Source organism: Leclercia sp. 119287, from assembly GCF_009734485.1.
In the GTDB taxonomy this organism is placed as follows: Bacteria; Pseudomonadota; Gammaproteobacteria; order Enterobacterales; family Enterobacteriaceae; genus Enterobacter; species Enterobacter adecarboxylatus_C.
Window position 1 is genome coordinate 4,578,542 of sequence record NZ_CP046445.1, and the last position, 17,059, is coordinate 4,595,600.

General features: G+C 56.0%; 18 protein-coding genes and 1 pseudogene. 12 read left to right on the forward strand and 7 right to left on the reverse strand.

Annotation, left to right across the window (positions count from 1 at the left end; genetic code table 11):
• Positions 1-582, forward strand: coding sequence for a 4'-phosphopantetheinyl transferase AcpT (gene acpT, locus GNG27_RS22070; RefSeq protein ID WP_142487454.1), 582 nt, complete (start codon positions 1-3; stop codon positions 580-582).
• A 5-nt stretch (positions 583-587) separates the two neighbouring features.
• Here acpT and GNG27_RS22075 read toward each other — a convergent pair whose 3' ends face one another.
• Positions 588-1,094, reverse strand: coding sequence for a phenolic acid decarboxylase (locus tag GNG27_RS22075; RefSeq protein WP_039032475.1), 507 nt, complete (start codon positions 1,092-1,094; stop codon positions 588-590).
• Between the two features lie 99 nt (positions 1,095-1,193).
• On the opposite strand from GNG27_RS22075, the gene GNG27_RS22080 reads away from it, so the two are divergent.
• The 3 genes from GNG27_RS22080 (at position 1,194) to GNG27_RS22090 (ending at position 3,660) form a co-directional block, all read left to right on the forward strand.
• Positions 1,194-2,054, forward strand: coding sequence for a LysR family transcriptional regulator (locus tag GNG27_RS22080; protein ID WP_156264825.1), 861 nt, complete (start codon positions 1,194-1,196; stop codon positions 2,052-2,054).
• 54 nt (positions 2,055-2,108) lie between these two features.
• The gene (locus GNG27_RS22085; protein ID WP_156264826.1) at positions 2,109-2,903 is read left to right on the forward strand and encodes an SDR family NAD(P)-dependent oxidoreductase; all 795 of its coding nucleotides are present in this window, start codon (positions 2,109-2,111) and stop codon (positions 2,901-2,903) included.
• Positions 2,904-2,997: 94 nt separating this feature from the next.
• Complete coding sequence (locus tag GNG27_RS22090) at positions 2,998-3,660, forward strand: HAD family hydrolase (protein WP_156264827.1); 663 nt, start codon at positions 2,998-3,000, stop codon at positions 3,658-3,660.
• Positions 3,661-3,723: 63 nt separating this feature from the next.
• On the opposite strand, the pseudogene GNG27_RS22095 reads toward GNG27_RS22090, so the two are convergent.
• Both GNG27_RS22095 and GNG27_RS22100 read right to left on the reverse strand, forming a co-directional pair.
• Positions 3,724-4,748, reverse strand: a pseudogene (locus GNG27_RS22095) (TerC/Alx family metal homeostasis membrane protein).
• Positions 4,749-4,917: 169 nt separating this feature from the next.
• Complete coding sequence (locus GNG27_RS22100) at positions 4,918-6,120, reverse strand: NAD(P)/FAD-dependent oxidoreductase (protein ID WP_156264828.1); 1,203 nt, start codon at positions 6,118-6,120, stop codon at positions 4,918-4,920.
• 230 nt (positions 6,121-6,350) lie between these two features.
• Between GNG27_RS22100 and pitA the strand changes: the two genes are divergently transcribed.
• The 3 genes from pitA (at position 6,351) to GNG27_RS22115 (ending at position 8,804) form a co-directional block, all read left to right on the forward strand.
• Entirely contained in the window at positions 6,351-7,847 is a 1,497-nt protein-coding gene (pitA, locus tag GNG27_RS22105) for an inorganic phosphate transporter PitA (RefSeq protein WP_142487460.1), read from the forward strand.
• 176 nt (positions 7,848-8,023) lie between these two features.
• Positions 8,024-8,413: a polymorphic toxin type 44 domain-containing protein gene (locus tag GNG27_RS22110; protein ID WP_197090547.1), complete on the forward strand. Its 390-nt coding sequence runs from the start codon at positions 8,024-8,026 to the stop codon at positions 8,411-8,413.
• Positions 8,391-8,804, forward strand: coding sequence for a hypothetical protein (locus tag GNG27_RS22115; RefSeq protein ID WP_156264829.1), 414 nt, complete (start codon positions 8,391-8,393; stop codon positions 8,802-8,804). The genes GNG27_RS22110 and GNG27_RS22115 overlap by 23 nt, the downstream gene beginning before the upstream one ends.
• A 38-nt stretch (positions 8,805-8,842) precedes the next feature.
• On the opposite strand, the gene uspB is transcribed toward GNG27_RS22115, so the two are convergent.
• Entirely contained in the window at positions 8,843-9,178 is a 336-nt protein-coding gene (gene uspB, locus GNG27_RS22120) for a universal stress protein UspB (protein ID WP_032615027.1), read from the reverse strand.
• 283 nt (positions 9,179-9,461) lie between these two features.
• Between uspB and uspA the strand changes: the two genes are divergently transcribed.
• A complete protein-coding gene (uspA, locus tag GNG27_RS22125) occupies positions 9,462-9,899 on the forward strand; it encodes a universal stress protein UspA (RefSeq protein WP_032615029.1) in 438 nt (145 codons plus the stop codon).
• A 91-nt stretch (positions 9,900-9,990) separates the two neighbouring features.
• Here uspA and rsmJ read toward each other — a convergent pair whose 3' ends face one another.
• Positions 9,991-10,743, reverse strand: coding sequence for a 16S rRNA (guanine(1516)-N(2))-methyltransferase RsmJ (rsmJ, locus tag GNG27_RS22130; RefSeq protein WP_156264830.1), 753 nt, complete (start codon positions 10,741-10,743; stop codon positions 9,991-9,993).
• Positions 10,744-10,750: 7 nt separating this feature from the next.
• A complete protein-coding gene (prlC, locus tag GNG27_RS22135; RefSeq protein WP_142487462.1) occupies positions 10,751-12,793 on the reverse strand; it encodes an oligopeptidase A in 2,043 nt (680 codons plus the stop codon).
• Positions 12,794-12,996: 203 nt separating this feature from the next.
• On the opposite strand from prlC, the gene GNG27_RS22140 reads away from it, so the two are divergent.
• The 3 genes from GNG27_RS22140 (at position 12,997) to GNG27_RS22150 (ending at position 15,718) form a co-directional block, all read left to right on the forward strand.
• Positions 12,997-13,839, forward strand: a complete 843-nt coding sequence (locus GNG27_RS22140) for a 23S rRNA (adenine(2030)-N(6))-methyltransferase RlmJ (RefSeq protein ID WP_142487463.1) — start codon at positions 12,997-12,999, stop codon at positions 13,837-13,839.
• 70 nt (positions 13,840-13,909) lie between these two features.
• Positions 13,910-15,262: a glutathione-disulfide reductase gene (gene gorA, locus GNG27_RS22145; RefSeq protein ID WP_156264831.1), complete on the forward strand. Its 1,353-nt coding sequence runs from the start codon at positions 13,910-13,912 to the stop codon at positions 15,260-15,262.
• A 186-nt stretch (positions 15,263-15,448) separates the two neighbouring features.
• Positions 15,449-15,718 carry a monooxygenase gene (locus tag GNG27_RS22150; protein ID WP_156264832.1) on the forward strand — a complete coding sequence of 90 codons (270 nt, stop codon included), beginning with the start codon at positions 15,449-15,451 and terminating at the stop codon, positions 15,716-15,718.
• Between the two features lie 16 nt (positions 15,719-15,734).
• On the opposite strand, the gene GNG27_RS22155 is transcribed toward GNG27_RS22150, so the two are convergent.
• Complete coding sequence (locus GNG27_RS22155; protein WP_156264833.1) at positions 15,735-16,139, reverse strand: hypothetical protein; 405 nt, start codon at positions 16,137-16,139, stop codon at positions 15,735-15,737.
• A 192-nt stretch (positions 16,140-16,331) separates the two neighbouring features.
• Here GNG27_RS22155 and GNG27_RS22160 point away from each other — a divergent pair, with 192 nt between their 5' ends.
• Positions 16,332-17,054: a hypothetical protein gene (locus GNG27_RS22160; RefSeq protein ID WP_156264834.1), complete on the forward strand. Its 723-nt coding sequence runs from the start codon at positions 16,332-16,334 to the stop codon at positions 17,052-17,054.
• Positions 17,055-17,059: the final 5 nt, after the last annotated feature.

Here is a 17,059-nt window from a genome sequence, read left to right on the forward strand (position 1 = left end):
ATGTACCAGTTCCTGCTGGGAAAAATTTCTACCCTCAGCGCTGACCCTCTGGCGTCAGCGCTGGCCGAACAGGCGCCTGAGGGCGCGCGTCGCACTCCCTGGCTGGCCGGGCGGACCCTGCTCGCCCGGGCGTTATCGCCCTCCCCGGTGCCGGAGATCGTCTTTGGTGAACAGGGTAAACCCGCCTTCGTTGATGCTCATCCGTACTGGTTTAACCTCAGCCACAGCGGGGATGATATCGCCCTGCTGTTAAGCGATGAGGGCGAAGTGGGCTGCGACATCGAAGTGATCCGCCCCCGGGATAACTGGCAGGCGCTGGCAAATGCCGTCTTTAGCGTCGCGGAACACGACGAGCTGGAGCGGGAGGCGCCCGAGGCAAAGCTGTCGGCCTTCTGGCGAATCTGGACGCGCAAAGAGGCTATCGTCAAACAGCGCGGCGGCAGCGCCTGGCAAATTGTCAGCGTCGATAGCACCTTTACCTCCGCGCTGAGCGTCAGCCACGTCCAGCACGGCGAACTCAGCCTCGCCGTCTGTACGCCAACGCCCTTCACCCTCCATAACGGTGCGCTTCAGGTTCTGTAACCCGCTTATTTCAAATTATTCGGAAAGTCTGCCGGCAGCTCGCTGGCAGCACAGTCAATGACAGCATCGTTATTGGCACCGCAGTCGCGCACAAAGGTAATGGTGGCGAACTCATCAATGACCTCGGTTGGGTAGGCCGGGCCCGCCTCGCGATAAGAGACCATCAGCGGAATATGATCGTTCTGGAAGCAGACGGTTTTTTCCGGGTTATTCATCACCCAGCGCGGGAAGAAGATAGTGCCGTGGAACAGCCTGTCGCCGAGGTTCACAATCAGGCTCACATCGGTACCGGTCGGTTCAGTCCATGAAATTTTATAAATACTCTCGCCCACGCGAACGATATACGCCTGCTGATCTTTTACCCAACGGTTTGCCACTATCCCGCTGTGAATACGGTAGTCGAGGGTCTGCTCGTTTTTGACATAAATCTCGTAGTTCCAGCCGTTATCGTAGGTGTAGACCAGATGTTTGCCGACGAAACCGCTCAAATCATGTTTATCAAAATGGCTCATATTCTGTCTCCTCTGTTTCAATGAGCCCATCTTACGCCTGCAAAAATTGGATGAATAACGCTATGATTTAATCAAATTCATTCAAAAATTAGATGAGTCATGCACAAAACTACCCTTGAGCAGTGGGCACTGCTTGAACGCGTCGTTGAGTTAGGCAGCTTTGCCCGCGCCGCAGAGGAGACGCACCGCAGCCAATCTTCCGTCAGTTATAACCTGGCGTTGTTGCAGGAGCGGCTGGGCGTGGCGCTCCTGGCTCAGGCGGGGCGTAAGGCGGTGCTGACCCCGGAAGGGGAACTGCTGTTAAATCAGGTCAAACCGCTGCTAAACGCCTTTACCCTGCTGGAGACTCGCGCCACGACGCTACGCAACGGGATGCGTACCCGACTGGATGTGGTGGTGGACAGCATTTTCCCTCGCCGTCATCTGTTTGCCATTCTGCGCCAGTTTCAACAGCGCTATCCGCAAACCGAGGTGCATCTGACCGAAATACTTGAGAACGCCGGCGAGGCGCCGAGCCAGAGCGAAGCCGACGTGATGGTGCTAACCCGCCGCCAGGATGTGACCGGGCGCGGCGAGTGGCTGATGAATATCGATTTTGTCGCCGTGGCGCATCGGGAGCATCCACTGTTTGAACGCGACACGCCGCTCACTGATGAAATGCTACGCCCCTGGCCACTCATCCAGATCGCCGGGCAGAACTACGCCGCGCCTCCCGGCGGCGAAGCCTGGACCTTCTCCACCATCGATGCCGCTATCGATGCGGTGATGTATCAGGTGGGGTATGGCTGGCTGCCGGAAGAGCGAATTCAGCAACAGCTGGAAAGCGGTGTGCTGAAAACACTGCCCCTGAACCACGGCACGCGCCGTGCTACACCGCTGCATCTGATTGTAAAACGCACGCTCGCCCCGCTCGACGAACAGGTTAAAACCTTACTGCACCTCTTCCGCCAGCCGTCGTAAAGGTGAACTGCTACGCTTAACGGTCTGAACTTCAACTATGACAAGGAGCAGACCGTGAAAATCGATCTTACGGGAAAAGTGGCGTTAGTAACCGCCTCCACAGGCGGCATTGGCTTCGCCATTGCCAGAGGGCTGGCGGAGAGCGGTGCCGAGGTGATTGTTAACGGACGCAGCGTCGACTCGGTCAACCGGGGGATCCAACAGCTGCAGCAGGTCATACCCGGCGTCCAGGTGCGGGCGGCGATTGCCGACCTCAGCACCCCTGACGGGGTGGATGCTCTGCTGAAGGTCGCCACCGGCGTCGATATCCTCGTGAACAACGCCGGGATTTACGGGCCGCAGGATTTTTACGCCACCGACGATGAGACCTGGGATCGCTACTGGCAAACTAACGTGATGTCCGGCGTACGCCTGTCGCGCGCCCTGCTGCCCGGCATGGTGCAAAAGGGCTGGGGCCGGGTGGTGTTTATCTCCTCGGAGTCGGCCTGCAATATTCCGGCAGACATGATCCACTACGGGGTGACCAAAACCGCCCAGTTGTCGCTGGCGCGCGGGCTGGCGAAATTTGTCGCGGGCAGCGGCGTTACCGTGAACAGCGTTTTGCCGGGCCCGACGATGTCGGACGGCTTTGCCGACATGATGAAAGATGAGATAGAGAAAACCGGCAAATCACTGGAGAGGCTGGCGAAAGAGTTCGTCATGGCGCACCGTCCGAGCTCGGTCATTCAGCGGGCCGCCACGGTAGAAGAGGTCGCCAACATGGTGGTCTACGTCTGTTCACAGCAGGCGTCCGCTACCTCCGGCGCGGCGCTGCGCGTCGATGGCGGCGTGGTGGACGATATTATCTAGCCATGCCGTTGCCGCCCGTCCGCTGGCGGGTGGCATCTGACGCTAAAGCAGGTAAACTGATGGGCAGAATGTGTATTTCAGCTAAGACGTAGCTATGACCAATATGATTGCCGATGAGGCAGTGGCAAAATCCAGCGTACTTTCGGTGTTCGACTTCGACGGCACGCTGACGCATCACGACAGCTTTATCCCTTTCTTACGCTTTGCGTTCGGCAAACGCTATTTTGCCGGTCGCCTGGTCCGGATGGCCTTGCCTACCCTGCACTGTGTGCGCCGCAAGCTGACCCGTGATGAGCTGAAAGAGGTGCTGATCAGAACCTTTTTGACCGACGTGGATGAGCACTGGCTGCGTCAGCAGGCAGAGCTGTTCTGCGAGAAATACTGGAACAAACTGATGCGCCCGCAGGGCGTACTGGCGGTGGCCGCGGAAGTCAATTCCGGAGCGGAAGTGACGATCTGCTCCGCCTCGCCGGCCCTGGTATTGCAGCCCTGGGCCGACAAGCTTGGCATTAAGCTTATCGGCACCCAGCTGGAAGTGAAAGACGGCAAGCTGACCGGACGGATCACCGGCCATAACTGTCGCTGTGCGCAGAAGGTGGCCCGGCTGGAGCACGTGTATGGCAGCCTGACCAATTACCACGTGCGCGCCTGGGGCGATACCCGCGGCGATCACGAGCTGCTGGCTGCGGCGCAGGATCCGCACTGGCGGCATTTCCACCCGCCGCGCGCGCGCCGGAATTCACCTATTAAACCGTAAAACATGCCGGGTGGCGGCTTCGCCTTACCCGGCCTACAACATCCGCAGGCCGGGCAATACCACTCAGGCTTCCCGTTTCCCCGGGAACAGCAGGCTCGCCACAATCCCCACCGCCAGTACGCCCAGCACCACTAACAGACTCGCCGTGGCACCGATGCCGTAGCCGTGATGCCAGAAGTGATCCGTGGCGTTCAGACCGAGCTTGAAGGCCACAAAGAACAGCAGCGCGATCACCGCTTTCTCCAGATGGACCAGATACTGCTTCAGCGCCTCCAGCACGAAATAGAGGGTACGCAGGCCGAGGATCGCGAACATCATGGCGCTGTAGATAATCAGCGGCTCGCGGCTAACGGCGATGATCGCCGGCACCGAGTCAAAGGCGAACATCACGTCTGACAGCTCCACCACCGCCACGCAGAGCAGCAGCGGCGTGGCATAGCGCTTCGCCTTCTTCACACGGCCGACCATCACATCCTGGTTCTCTGGTTTTTCCAGCTCGGCATCCACCTCTTTCTGGCTCAGCAGGAAGGCGTTGCCGGTGATTTTTGGCCAGATCGGATAGAAGCGTTTGACCGCGCGGTAGGCCAGGTGCTGAGAGTAATCTTCGATCTCGTCCTGCTCTTCACCGCGCTTGAGCATCATCACCGCCGTCCAGGCCACAATCAGGGCAAAGACCACTTCCACGTACGGCCCGAGGCTCAGCAGGCTGGTGCCGATGGCGACGAAGATCCCACGGAAGACGATAGCGCCAATCACCCCCAGTAAAGCACCCGGTGACGGTACTGATCCGGCACGCCAAACCAGGCGAAGATCGCCATCATCACGAACAGGTTGTCGACGGAGAGCACCTCTTCCAGCGCGTAACCGGTGAGGAACAGGCTCGCCACCTCAGCACCGTGGTGAACGTACAGGAACCCGGCGAACGCCATCGCGGTCATCACCCAGAAGATCGACCAGAGCGAAGCACTTTTCAGTGAAATCGGTTTGTCATGGCGATGCATGAAGAGGTCGATAAACATCGCCCCGACAGCCATAACCACGAATACAACAACGGTTTCCGTCGGGAAACCGAGATGAGCAGATGACATACACAACCCTTTTTGAAGACAAAATACAAACCATGCAGACTGGCGAAGCCAGTAAAGAAAAAGGGGGGGCCGTTAACAGCCTTCTCCCCTTAAGAAGTAAACCGGCGCAGGATGTACCTGCGCCGGATAGTCTATTTTAACTCACATCAACGCGGTTCTGCATACCCGGTCAGTTTTTATTCTCTGCCGCCAGCGCCTCTGCGCAGGCCCAGGCGCTGGCCCACGCCCACTGGAAGTTATAGCCGCCCAGCCAGCCGGTCACGTCCACCACCTCACCGATAAAATAGAGCCCCGGCACGTTGCGGGCCTCCATGGTGCGCGAGGAGAGTTCGTTGGTGTCCACCCCGCCGAGCGTCACTTCCGCAGTGCGATAGCCTTCGGTGCCGTTGGGCTGGACGCGCCAGGCGGTTAAGGTCTCCACCAGCGTCTGCTGGTCACGGCTGTTGAGCTGCTTCAGCGACACATCGGGAATTTGCCCCAGCAGCTGCAGGCACTCCACCAGCCGCTTCGGCAGCTGCATGGCTAACGTGTTTTTCAGGCTCTGGTTAGGGTGCGCCGCGCGCTGTTCATCCAGGAAGCTCGCCAGTTCGCAGTCCGGCACTAAATTGACGGTGACGAACTCCCCCGGCTGCCAGTAGCTGGAGATTTGCAGGACCGCCGGGCCGGAGAGGCCGCGATGGGTGAACAGCAGGTTCTCACGGAATACGGTGCCGTCTTCGGCCGTGATGACCGAAGGCACCGAGACGCCTGAGAGGGTTTGCAGCTGCTCCAGCAAGGGTTTATGCAGGGTGAACGGCACCAGACCGGCTCGGGTCGGGAGCACCTTCAGGCCAAACTGTTCGGCAATTTTATAGCCAAACGGCGACGCGCCCAGCCCCGGCATCGAGAGCCCGCCGCTGGCGATCACCAGCTTTTCCGCGCTCACCGTTTCGCCATTGAGTTGCAGGGTATATTCCGCCTCGTCACGGGCGACTTCCAGCACTTCACTGCGCAGACGCAGGGTAACCTGGCCTTTTTCGCACTCGGCCACCAGCATATCGACAATCTGTTGCGCCGAATCGTCGCAAAATAGCTGGCCCAGGGTTTTCTCATGCCAGGCAATGCCGTGTTTACCCACCAGGTCAATAAAGTCCCATTGGGTATAGCGGGCAAGAGCAGATTTACAAAAATGGCGGTTCTGGCTCAGATAGGCCGCGGGTTCGATATAAAGGTTAGTAAAGTTGCAGCGGCCCCCGCCAGACATGAGGATTTTACGACCAGGTTTTTTACCGTTATCGAGCAGCAGAACCCGGCGCCCTGCCTGTCCGGCCATTGCCGCACAGAATAAACCCGCCGCACCGGCGCCAATAATGATGGCATCATACTTTTCCACGTCTCGATTCTCCTGGTTTTGAGGGCGCGGATTGTAAAGTTTCCTCAAGAAGCGTGCCAGCGTAAATATCCGCGATCTCGTTCATTTTATTGAAATTTAAAAAATAATTCTTTTACTGCTACGCTTATGTCAGTAGGCAAATCAAAAAAAGTCTATATTTCACTTTGCCCGTTGCGCATTTGTCCTGGATAATGCGCCGCGTTCATGTCCTCAAGATGGCGTAACGTCCTATGCTACATTTGTTTGCCGGCCTGGATTTTCATACCGGGCTTTTACTCTTGCTTGCTCTGGCCTTTGTATTGTTCTACGAAGCGATTAACGGCTTCCACGACACTGCGAACGCAGTCGCAACCGTTATTTACACCCGTGCTTTACGATCGCAAGTTGCGGTTGTGATGGCTGCGGTGTTTAACTTCTTTGGTGTTCTTCTGGGGGGTCTGAGCGTAGCCTACGCCATTGTGCATATGCTGCCAACGGATCTGCTACTGAATGTCAGTTCCGGCCATGGCCTGGCCATGGTGTTCTCTCTGCTGTTTGCTGCAATTATCTGGAACCTCGGTACCTGGTATTTCGGCCTGCCAGCATCCAGTTCTCACACGCTCATCGGCGCCATCATCGGTATTGGTTTAACCAATGCGCTGATGACCGGTACGTCTGTGGTGGACGCACTGAATATTCCTAAAGTTCTGGGTATTTTCGGTTCACTGATTGTTTCTCCCATTGTCGGTCTGGTTGTGGCGGGTGGCTTAATTTTCCTGCTGCGTCGTTACTGGAGCGGCACCAAAAAACGTGCCCGTATCCACCTGACGCCAGCCGAGCGTGAAAAGAAAGACGGTAAGAAAAAGCCGCCATTCTGGACGCGTATCGCCCTGATCGTTTCTGCTATCGGCGTGGCCTTCTCTCATGGCGCGAACGACGGTCAGAAAGGGATTGGTCTGGTTATGCTGGTGCTGATTGGTGTGGCACCTGCGGGCTTCGTGGTGAACATGAATGCCACCGGTTACGAAATTACCCGTACCCGCGACGCCATCAACAACGTCGAAACCTATTTCCAGCAGCGTCCCGACCTGCTGAAAAAGGCGACTGGCGTTGATCAGCTGATCCCTTCTCCGGAAGCAGGCGCAACCAAACCGGCTGAGTTCCACTGCCATCCGGCCAATGCGATTAACGCACTGGAGCGGGCAAAAGGCATGCTGACGGATGTCGAAAGCTACGAGAAGCTCACTCCGGAGCAGCGTGGCCAGATGCGTCGCATCATGCTGTGCATCTCTGACGTGACCGAGAAAGTCTCGAAGCTGCCTGAAGTCTCTGCTGACGATAAGCGTCTGCTGAAGAAGCTGAAGGTCGACATGCTGAATACCATCGAGTACGCACCGATCTGGATCATCATGGCGGTCGCACTGGCGCTGGGTCTCGGTACGATGGTCGGCTGGCGTCGCGTGGCGACAACCATTGGCGAGAAGATCGGTAAGAAAGGCATGACCTATGCCCAGGGGATGTCTGCTCAGATGACGGCAGCGGTCTCTATCGGTCTGGCCAGCTACACCGGTATGCCGGTATCCACAACCCACGTTCTCTCTTCGTCCGTGGCGGGTACCATGCTGGTTGATGGCGGTGGTCTGCAACGCAAAACCGTGACCAGCATCCTGATGGCCTGGGTGTTTACCCTGCCAGCATCGATTCTGCTGTCTGGTGGTCTGTACTGGATCTCCCTGCAATTCCTGTAATTGCAGGCAGGTTACGCGAAGAGCGGGTCAGGTAACTGGCCCGCTTTTTTTATGGGTGCGATTTAAGCTTATTCCATTGTTAGCCTCAGGAAATTCTGAACATTTTTTGTTCACCTCGTTGACAGAGAAATCATTATCATGCCGGGTGCGATTAATTATCATGCAATGGAGAATGTATGGCTTCTGTACCTACCCCTGGACCCGGCTCAATCGTCATCGCTAACAATATGCGCGAAGCGCGTCGACATGGCATGTCGCGCAATATGGCAACGCCTTCGACCTATTACTGGTTTTATCAAAAGGTCAGAAATGGTGGGCCATGGGACTATAAAAAATTCGATCCGTACTACGCAGCATTTGGTAATTTCAATTTCGGGGCTGCCGGTACGGCTGCAGGTATTCCTGCAAATATCCTCCTGATGGGCGCGGGATGGGCTCAGGGGCGTGCGGGTACATCGAAAGCTGAATGGGGAAAATGGTATGAAAAGCCCCCTTACGGAGATGATCCGACAGACCAGCGCAATATCAGAGAAGGAATAGAATATGCCATTCAAAACGGCTATTAAATGGACCCACCGGTTTGTCACGCTTGCGCTGCTAATTCTGGTCTCAGGATTTATGTGGCTAAACCACCAGCCCGATCCCCGAGAGGGTGACGAACTGCAGCGGAGCTACAAGTTATCTGACAGCGTCTGGCTCTATATGACGGTTAACGATAAGGGTGGTGCAACGGTACCCATAATCTACCGTTACTATCTGTCAAAAGAGATACGCGGGGAAGAAAGGGAAATTACTCGAGAGCTTGCCATGCGCGTTCCGGTACTTGAGGGAACAGGCACTATCACCGATGCCAGCATAGGGAGTAACGGGGAGGTGAACATCTCCTACAGTGGGAAAATATTCTCAGTGCAGAAAGATATCTCAAACCTTAGGTTTACGGTTTTACCCGATAAGTGACAAAAGGAAGGCGAGGTTTGACCCGCCTTCCTCTGCGCTCAATGCCAGATGAGGAGAGCAATCATACTCACCACCACCAGGCCGCACAGTGCGCTGGTCAGGATGAACTGACGACGCAGGCGTTCACAGCGGCGGATAAACTCATCATCATGATGATCGCGATAACGCTGGGCGTAGATATACCACACCAGGCGCATCTGTTTGCTGGGCTGCCCGTGCGAGGTGAAAAATCCCCCGCCGTCCACATATTGATAAAGCAATGGATCGCAGCCACGCAGTACCACTAACAGGGCGCGTAAAGACGAGAAATAACGCGCCATATTCACGATGCAAACTACACATAACGCCCAAAATAATGCGACGGTGCTAATCATACTTCCTCCCCGGCGTCCGCCCGCGAAGCAATGCTCCGGGACTACCGCACCCATGCCCTGACAGACGGTTCAGTGAAAGAGAGACTCAAAAGCCGATCGGCTTCACATTTTAGTATCCGAACGGCTTATTCAATAGTGTAGGAGATCCGCTAATTTTTTTGCCACAAGGTTAATCGTTATCAACACCAATGCTTGAAAATTTTGTTTAACTGGGCCGTAATGAAGGCAGGTAGACGACTGCTACACGCATTGGTCATCGATAACTTAAGGAAGGAGTAACACTATGGCTTATAAACACATTCTTATCGCGGTTGACCTCTCCCCGGAGAGCAAAGTCCTGGTTGATAAAGCGGTATCCATGGCGCGTCCGTACAATGCGAAAGTTTCCTTGATTCACGTGGACGTGAATTACTCCGATCTCTATACCGGCCTGATTGACGTGAATCTGGGCGACATGCAGAAGCGTATCTCCGAAGAGACCCACCAGGCGCTGACCGAACTCTCCACCAACGCGGGCTATCCGATCACCGAAACCCTGAGCGGCAGCGGCGACCTGGGCCAGGTGCTGGTTGATGCAATCAAGAAATACGATATGGATCTGGTGGTCTGCGGTCATCACCAGGACTTCTGGAGCAAGCTGATGTCGTCAGCGCGTCAGCTGATTAACACCGTGCACGTGGACATGTTGATTGTACCGCTGCGCGACGAAGACGACGAGTAAGTGTAAAAAAGCCCGGTGGCGCTAACGCTTACCGGGCCTACAAATGGCACTGCACGTAGGCCGGGTAAGGCGAAGCCGCCTCCCGGCTTTTTTATTCCGGCGTACCGGAGTAGATATCAAACCGGTGCCCTTTGGTGGTTACCGCATTGGTGGTGGCGACCTCCGCCAGCGGCGGCGCATAGTCAGGACGTTTCACCACTACCCGCTTTGTTGCCAGCAGGCGAGCAGGCTCCAGCAGGCCATCTGCGTCTAAGTCCGGCCCCACCAGCGACTGAAACACCCGCATCTCTTTCTTCACCAGCGCGCTTTTCTGCTTATGCGGGAACATTGGGTCGAGATAGACCACCTGCGGACGCGGGGTGATATCCGTCAGTGCCGTCAGGCTCGAGGCGTGGATCAGCTGTAACCGCTCCTGCAACCAGCCGCCGATTTCCGGATCGGCATAGCCGCGAGCAAGGCCATCATCCAGCAGGGCGGCGACCACCGGGTTGCGCTCCAGCATCCGCACCCGACAGCCTACAGAGGCGAGCACAAAGGCATCGCGCCCCAGTCCCGCCGTGGCATCAATCACATCCGGCAGGTAGCTGCCCTTAATGCCGACCGCTTTGGCCACCGCTTCGCCGCGTCCGCCGCCGAACTTGCGCCGGTGCGCCATGGCCCCGCCGACAAAATCGACAAAAATCCCGCCGAGTTTCGGTTCGTCACGTTTACGTAACTCCAGATGCGCTGTAGTCATCACCAGCGCCATCAGGTTTTCTTCATCGTGTTCCAGCCCCCAGCGGGCCGCCAGAACAGATAAGGCGCCGTCTCCGGCGCCTGTCTCATCTACTAAGTGAATCTTCACGAATCAACTAACCCTTGATGCCGTAATGCTCAAGCATCGCGTCCAGCTGCGGCTCGCGGCCACGGAAGCGTTTGAACAGCTCCATTGGCTCTTCGGAACCGCCGCGGGTCAGGATGTTATCGAGGAACGACTGACCGGTTTCGCGGTTGAAAATCCCCTCTTCTTCGAAGCGGGAGTAAGCGTCTGCCGCCAGCACGTCCGCCCACAGGTAGCTGTAGTAACCCGCCGCATAGCCGCCAGCAAAGATATGGCTGAACGCGTGCGGGAAGCGACCCCATGCCGGGCCAGGGATCAGGGCCACCTGCTTCTTGATCTCCGCCAGGGTTTCGAGGACCTTCGCCCCTTGCTCCGGGCTGAACTCGGCATGCAGACGGAAATCGAACAGGCCGAACTCCAGCTGGCGCAGGATAAACATCGCCGCCTGGTAGTTTTTCGCTTCCAGCATCTTATCCAGCAGCGCTTTTGGCAGCGGCTCGCCGGTCTCGTAGTGGCCGGAGATAAACGCCAGCGCGTCCGGCTCCCAGCACCAGTTTTCCATAAACTGGCTCGGCAGCTCGACCGCATCCCACGGCACGCCGCTGATACCGGCCACGCCTGCCGCTTCGATACGGGTCAGCATATGGTGCAGACCGTGACCGAACTCGTGGAACAGGGTGATCACTTCGTCATGGGTAAAGAGCGCAGGTTTACCGCTGACCGGACGGTTGAAGTTACAGGTCAGGTAGGCCACCGGCTTTTGCAGCGAGCCGTCGGCTTTACGCATCTGGCCTACGCAGTCATCCATCCACGCCCCGCCGCGCTTGTTCTCACGGGCATACAGGTCAAGGTAGAAGCTGCCGCGCAGTTCGTTTTTATCGTCATACAGCTCGAAGAAACGCACGTCGTCATGCCACACTTCCACATCGTTGCGCTCTTTAGCGGTAATGCCATAGATGCGCTTCACCACTTCGAACAGGCCGTTAACGGCTTTGTTTTCCGGGAAGTACGGGCGCAGCTGCTCATCGCTGATGCTGTAAAGGTGCTGCTTCTGTTTCTCGCTGTAGTAGGCGATATCCCACGGCTGCAGCTCATCAACGCCGAACTCCGCTTTCGCAAAGGCGCGCAGCTGGGCCAGCTCTTTCTCGCCCTGAGGACGGGCGCGTTTGGCCAGATCGGTTAAGAAATCGAGCACCTGCTGGGGGTTTTCCGCCATTTTGGTGGCGAGGGATTTATCCGCGTAGCTGTCAAAGCCCAGCAGCTGTGCCAGCTCGTGACGCAGGGCGAGGATCTCCGCCATCACCGGGGTGTTATCCCACTTGCCGGCATTCGGGCCCTGATCGGAGGCGCGGGTGCTGTAGGCGCGATACATCTCTTCACGCAGGGCCTGGTTGTCACAGTAGGTCATCACCGGCAGATAGCTCGGGATATCCAGGGTCAGCAGGAAACCTTCCTGCTCTTTCGCCTCGGCCTGGGCTTTCGCCGCCGCCAGCGCGCTCTCCGGCATACCCGCCAGTTCGGCTTCGTCGGTAATCAGTTTCGTCCAGCCCATGGTGGCATCCAGCACGTTGTTGCTGTACTGGTTGCCCAGCTCGGACAGGCGGGTCGCGATTTCGCCGTAGCGCTGCTGTTTATCTTTCGCGAGGCCAATGCCCGACAGTTCAAAATCGCGCAGGGCGTTATCAACCGCCTTTTTCTGGGCGATGTTCAGGGTCGCATAGTTATCGCCCTCGCGCAGGTCGCGGTACGCTTTATACAGCCCTTCGTGCTGCCCGACCCAGGTGCTGTATTCCGACAGCAGCGGCAGGGTTTGTTCGTAGGCTTCACGCAGCTCCGGGCTGTTTTTCACCGAGTTCAGGTGGCTGACCGGGGAGAAGATGCGGCCGAGCACATCATCCACTTCCGCCAGCGGCTGACACAGGTTTTCCCAACTGTAAGGGGCGCCCTGCGCAACCACGCTCTCGACGGCGGTACGGCAATCGTCCAGTGCTTTGGTGACAGCGGGAACAACATGTTCAGGCAGAATGGAGGAAAACGGTGGCAACGAAAAAGGCGTCAGTAATGGGTTGGTCATAAGCACTGTCCTGTTAAATGAGTGAATGAAGCGCGCATCCTGCGCGAGCATATTGTTTCCAGGATGGGGTTAAGTGTAGTGAATTTCAATGGCTGAGGTGACAGAAAAACCGCCGCCGCGACGGTGCGTGCCGGGCCTGCGGGTAATCTGCGCCGTTCTGCTGTAAACTGTGGCCAATCGACATTATCGGAACATATCTACCCATGCTCAGTTATCGCCACAGCTTTCACGCGGGCAACCACGCCGACGTTCTTAAACATACCGTTCAGAGCCTGATTATCGAGGCGCTCAAAGAGAAAGATAAGCCTTTTCTCTATCTGGACACCCATGCCGGCGCGGGCCGCTATCAGCTGAGCGGTGAACACGCCGAGCGCACCGGGGAGTACCTCGAGGGCATCGCCCGTATCTGGCAGCAGGACGACCTGCCGGCCGAGCTTGAGCCCTACATCAGCGTCATTAATCACTTCAACCGCAGCGGCCAGCTACGTTACTACCCGGGCTCGCCGCTGATTGCCCGTCAGCTGCTGCGCGAGCAGGACAGCATTCAGCTGACCGAACTGCACCCGAGCGACTACCCGCTGCTGCGCTCTGAATTCCAGAAAGACAGCCGCGCGCGCGTGGAGAAATCGGACGGCTACCAGCAGCTGAAAGCGAAATTACCACCGGTGTCCCGCCGCGGCCTGGTGCTGATCGACCCGCCTTATGAGATCAAAAGTGACTATCAGGCGGTGGTGGCGGGCATCCACGAAGGGTACAAACGCTTTGCCACCGGCACCTATGCCCTGTGGTACCCGGTGGTGCTGCGTTCGCAGATCAAGCGCATGATCAAGGATCTGGAAGCGACCGGTATCCGTAAGATCCTGCAAATTGAGCTGGCGGTTCTCCCGGACAGCGATCGCCGCGGCATGACCGCCTCCGGCATGATCGTGGTTAACCCACCGTGGAAGCTGGAAGCGCAGATGAACAACGTTCTGCCGTGGCTGCACAAAAAGCTGGTTCCGGCCGGTACTGGCCACGCCACCGTCAGCTGGATCGTGCCTGAGTAATTACAGCAATCGGTGGAAGCTATTGATTTCAGGTATACAATCGCGGCAATTAACGATTAAGGATAAGACCATGACTAAGCATTATGACTACATCGCTATCGGCGGCGGCAGCGGCGGTATCGCCTCGATTAACCGTGCGGCCATGTATGGCCAGAAGTGCGCCCTGATTGAAGCGAAAGACCTCGGCGGCACCTGCGTCAACGTCGGTTGCGTACCGAAGAAAGTGATGTGGCATGCGGCGCAGATCCGTGAGGCCATGCACCTGTATGGCCCGGATTATGGTTTTGACACCACCATCAATAACTTCGACTGGGATCGCCTGATCGCCAGCCGTACGGCATACATTGACCGAATTCATACCTCCTACGACAACGTGCTGGGTAAGAACAACGTCGATGTAATCCGCGGTTTCGCCCGTTTTGTGGATGCGAAGACCATCGAAGTGAACGGCGAGACGATCACCGCCGATCATATCCTGATCGCCACCGGCGGCCGTCCGAGCCATCCGTCTATTCCGGGCGCGGAATATGGCATCGACTCCGACGGTTTCTTTGAGCTGCCTGCCCTGCCGAAACGCGTTGCCGTTGTGGGCGCGGGCTACATCGCCGTAGAACTGGCGGGCGTGATTAACGGCCTGGGCGCGGAAGCGCACCTGTTCGTGCGCAAACACGCCCCGCTGCGCAGCTTCGATCCGCTGATCGTCGATACGCTGGTGGAAGTGATGAACGCAGAAGGCCCTCATCTGCATACGGAAGCCATTCCGAAAGCGGTCGTGAAAAACGCCGACGGCAGCCTGACCCTGGAGCTGGAAGATGGCCGCAGCCAGACCGTTGATTGCCTGATCTGGGCCATTGGTCGTGAACCGGCAAACGACAACTTCAACCTGGCCGTAACCGGGGTTGAGACCAATGAGAAAGGCTATATCGTTGTCGATAAGTTCCAGAACACCAGCGTGCCGGGCATTTACGCGGTGGGCGATAACACCGGTGCCGTAGAGCTGACCCCGGTAGCCGTGGCCGCGGGACGTCGTCTTTCCGAGCGTCTGTTTAACAACAAGCCGGACGAGCATCTCGACTACAGCAACATCCCGACCGTGGTCTTCAGCCATCCGCCGATCGGCACCGTCGGTTTAACCGAACCGCAGGCGCGCGAGCAGTATGGCGACGACCAGGTGAAAGTGTATAAATCGGCCTTCACCGCCATGTATACCGCCGTCACCGCTCACCGTCAGCCATGCCGCATGAAGCTGGTCTGCGTTGGGCCGGAGGAGAAGATCGTCGGTATTCACGGTATTGGCTTCGGTATGGATGAGATCCTGCAGGGCTTTGCCGTGGCGCTGAAAATGGGTGCGACCAAGAAAGACTTCGATAACACCGTGGCGATCCACCCAACGGCGGCAGAAGAGTTTGTGACCATGCGTTAATACGCTTTGCCACTCGCGATTCTGCGCTTATAAAGACCGGTCCTCAGTGGCCGGTTTTTTTATGCCCCCCTCAGCCCGGCTGTACAAACGGTAACAAAATTCACCGGAAACGGCGGCAGACCTGGCTAATCTTAAAAAGTATTAATTGCTTATCTGGATCGATTATTTAAGGTTAGAGAAAACATAATGCAAGTGAAGATCAACGCAAAAAGCCTGGCTAAATCCCACCTGATTCTTGCCCTTGTCTGGGCGTTGTTAACCATACCCACCCTGCTGTGGTGGAAAAACAGTATCCTCTGGGTCTCGCTGATGAGTATTTACGCTATCGTGGTTTCGCATCTGGCGGCCTATAGCGCGGCTCATGCGGAAAAAGCGGCCAGCAATGCCCTGAATCAGAGCGAAGAGACGAAGCAAAAAACGGAGAAAATAGCAGGCGATCCGCGCCAGGCGCACTGATTTTGCCTCACCGGTGTCAGGCAAACAGAATCTGTTCGACGCCGGTACACTCCTCAAAAATAAACATTCTGCGCGGCATTTCTAACAGACGCATCCCCGCGACCTGGCAATGACGCAAGCGGATCGGCTGTGTAAGCACGCTATTCGAGAAAAAGACATTACGCATATCGCAATTCTCAAAACAGAGCCCGTCGATATAGCAGTGATTAATCAATAAACTGCTGAACTCAATATTACGAAACACACTTTGTTTTAGATTGCAGCGAAATATAATAGCTTTGTTCTCACCTTCACAAATATCCAGCCACACTAAATGGCGGTTTTCCAGCAACCCCTGCAGTTCTGTTATAGTGGATTTATAGTCAGCTGGCTTTGCAAAAGTAAAAGGCGTAACGCCCTGACGCTTCGCGTTAAGGTTCATAAGGATTTCCTGTTATGAAGTAGTCATCGGAAGTGATGACGACGGTGTGGAAGTCCTTTATTACTTATATGCCCGTAGCGAAACAATGGCGATTTTGGACAATTATTTGCAGAGTTGGCCGATAAAATAAAAGTGCAAATACACAGCGTTATTAACCAGAAAAAAATATAATTTACCTTAAGGGAATATTTCATGCCAATCAGCAAAAGTAAGAACGCTATTCTGGTATTTGAATCACCGTGGAAACTCGATGATTATGATGCCAACCGCTCGTCAGTGCTGCCGTTTGTGCAGGGGATCGCCAAAATGCATGGCGATACCGAGGTCTATTCCCTGAATTTTTATAACAAAAAGAGCTTCGAGATTGCGCTGGAGTGCTTGTGCCGTCAGAAATTTGATAACACTCTCGTCTATATTGCGGCGCATGGCAGTAAAACCCGTATCGGCGATGTCTCGCTCGACGACATCCTCGACGCCATTAATCAAAAATCAAAGAAATTCAACATTAAAGGGTTAATGCTGGGCTCATGTTTTGCGGGCAGTAAAACTGAAAAACTGGAAATGTTCATCGAAGGTAGCAAACTGACCTGGTGCGCAGCCTATTCCTCCTCATGTTACTGGCTTCAGGGCACCATGCTTGACTGCGCTCTTCTTCACTGCGCCCTCAATATTGAAGATGCCCATTATAAAACGCATGAGGAGATGCAGCAGGCCTTTGCTGAGGCGGTTGCACCTTTCGCCCCAACTGGCATTATCGGTACTGACAGTAAAGATCAACCCGTTGCGCTGTCCGAATCATTGCAAATCGTGATTCAGCCAGAAGGGAGAGGTTTCCGCGCCCGCCTCTCATCTGAAGGCATTTTTGAACGCGCTGAAGAATATCGCTTACGCGATGAAGCAGAAGAAACCTTCTGATTCAT

Coding starts and splice junctions, on each gene's coding strand:
- prlC (WP_142487462.1), bottom strand. CDS start 12,793: ATGACCAACCCATTACTGACGCCTTTTTCGTTGCCACCGTTTTCCTCC.
- GNG27_RS22155 (WP_156264833.1), bottom strand. CDS start 16,139: ATGAACCTTAACGCGAAGCGTCAGGGCGTTACGCCTTTTACTTTTGCA.
- uspB (WP_032615027.1), bottom strand. CDS start 9,178: ATGATTAGCACCGTCGCATTATTTTGGGCGTTATGTGTAGTTTGCATC.
- GNG27_RS22160 (WP_156264834.1), top strand. CDS start 16,332: ATGCCAATCAGCAAAAGTAAGAACGCTATTCTGGTATTTGAATCACCG.
- GNG27_RS22075 (WP_039032475.1), bottom strand. CDS start 1,094: ATGAGCCATTTTGATAAACATGATTTGAGCGGTTTCGTCGGCAAACAT.
- GNG27_RS22115 (WP_156264829.1), top strand. CDS start 8,391: ATGCCATTCAAAACGGCTATTAAATGGACCCACCGGTTTGTCACGCTT.
- GNG27_RS22140 (WP_142487463.1), top strand. CDS start 12,997: ATGCTCAGTTATCGCCACAGCTTTCACGCGGGCAACCACGCCGACGTT.
- GNG27_RS22090 (WP_156264827.1), top strand. CDS start 2,998: ATGACCAATATGATTGCCGATGAGGCAGTGGCAAAATCCAGCGTACTT.
- GNG27_RS22150 (WP_156264832.1), top strand. CDS start 15,449: ATGCAAGTGAAGATCAACGCAAAAAGCCTGGCTAAATCCCACCTGATT.
- uspA (WP_032615029.1), top strand. CDS start 9,462: ATGGCTTATAAACACATTCTTATCGCGGTTGACCTCTCCCCGGAGAGC.
- GNG27_RS22110 (WP_197090547.1), top strand. CDS start 8,024: ATGGCTTCTGTACCTACCCCTGGACCCGGCTCAATCGTCATCGCTAAC.
- acpT (WP_142487454.1), top strand. CDS start 1: ATGTACCAGTTCCTGCTGGGAAAAATTTCTACCCTCAGCGCTGACCCT.
- GNG27_RS22080 (WP_156264825.1), top strand. CDS start 1,194: ATGCACAAAACTACCCTTGAGCAGTGGGCACTGCTTGAACGCGTCGTT.
- gorA (WP_156264831.1), top strand. CDS start 13,910: ATGACTAAGCATTATGACTACATCGCTATCGGCGGCGGCAGCGGCGGT.
- pitA (WP_142487460.1), top strand. CDS start 6,351: ATGCTACATTTGTTTGCCGGCCTGGATTTTCATACCGGGCTTTTACTC.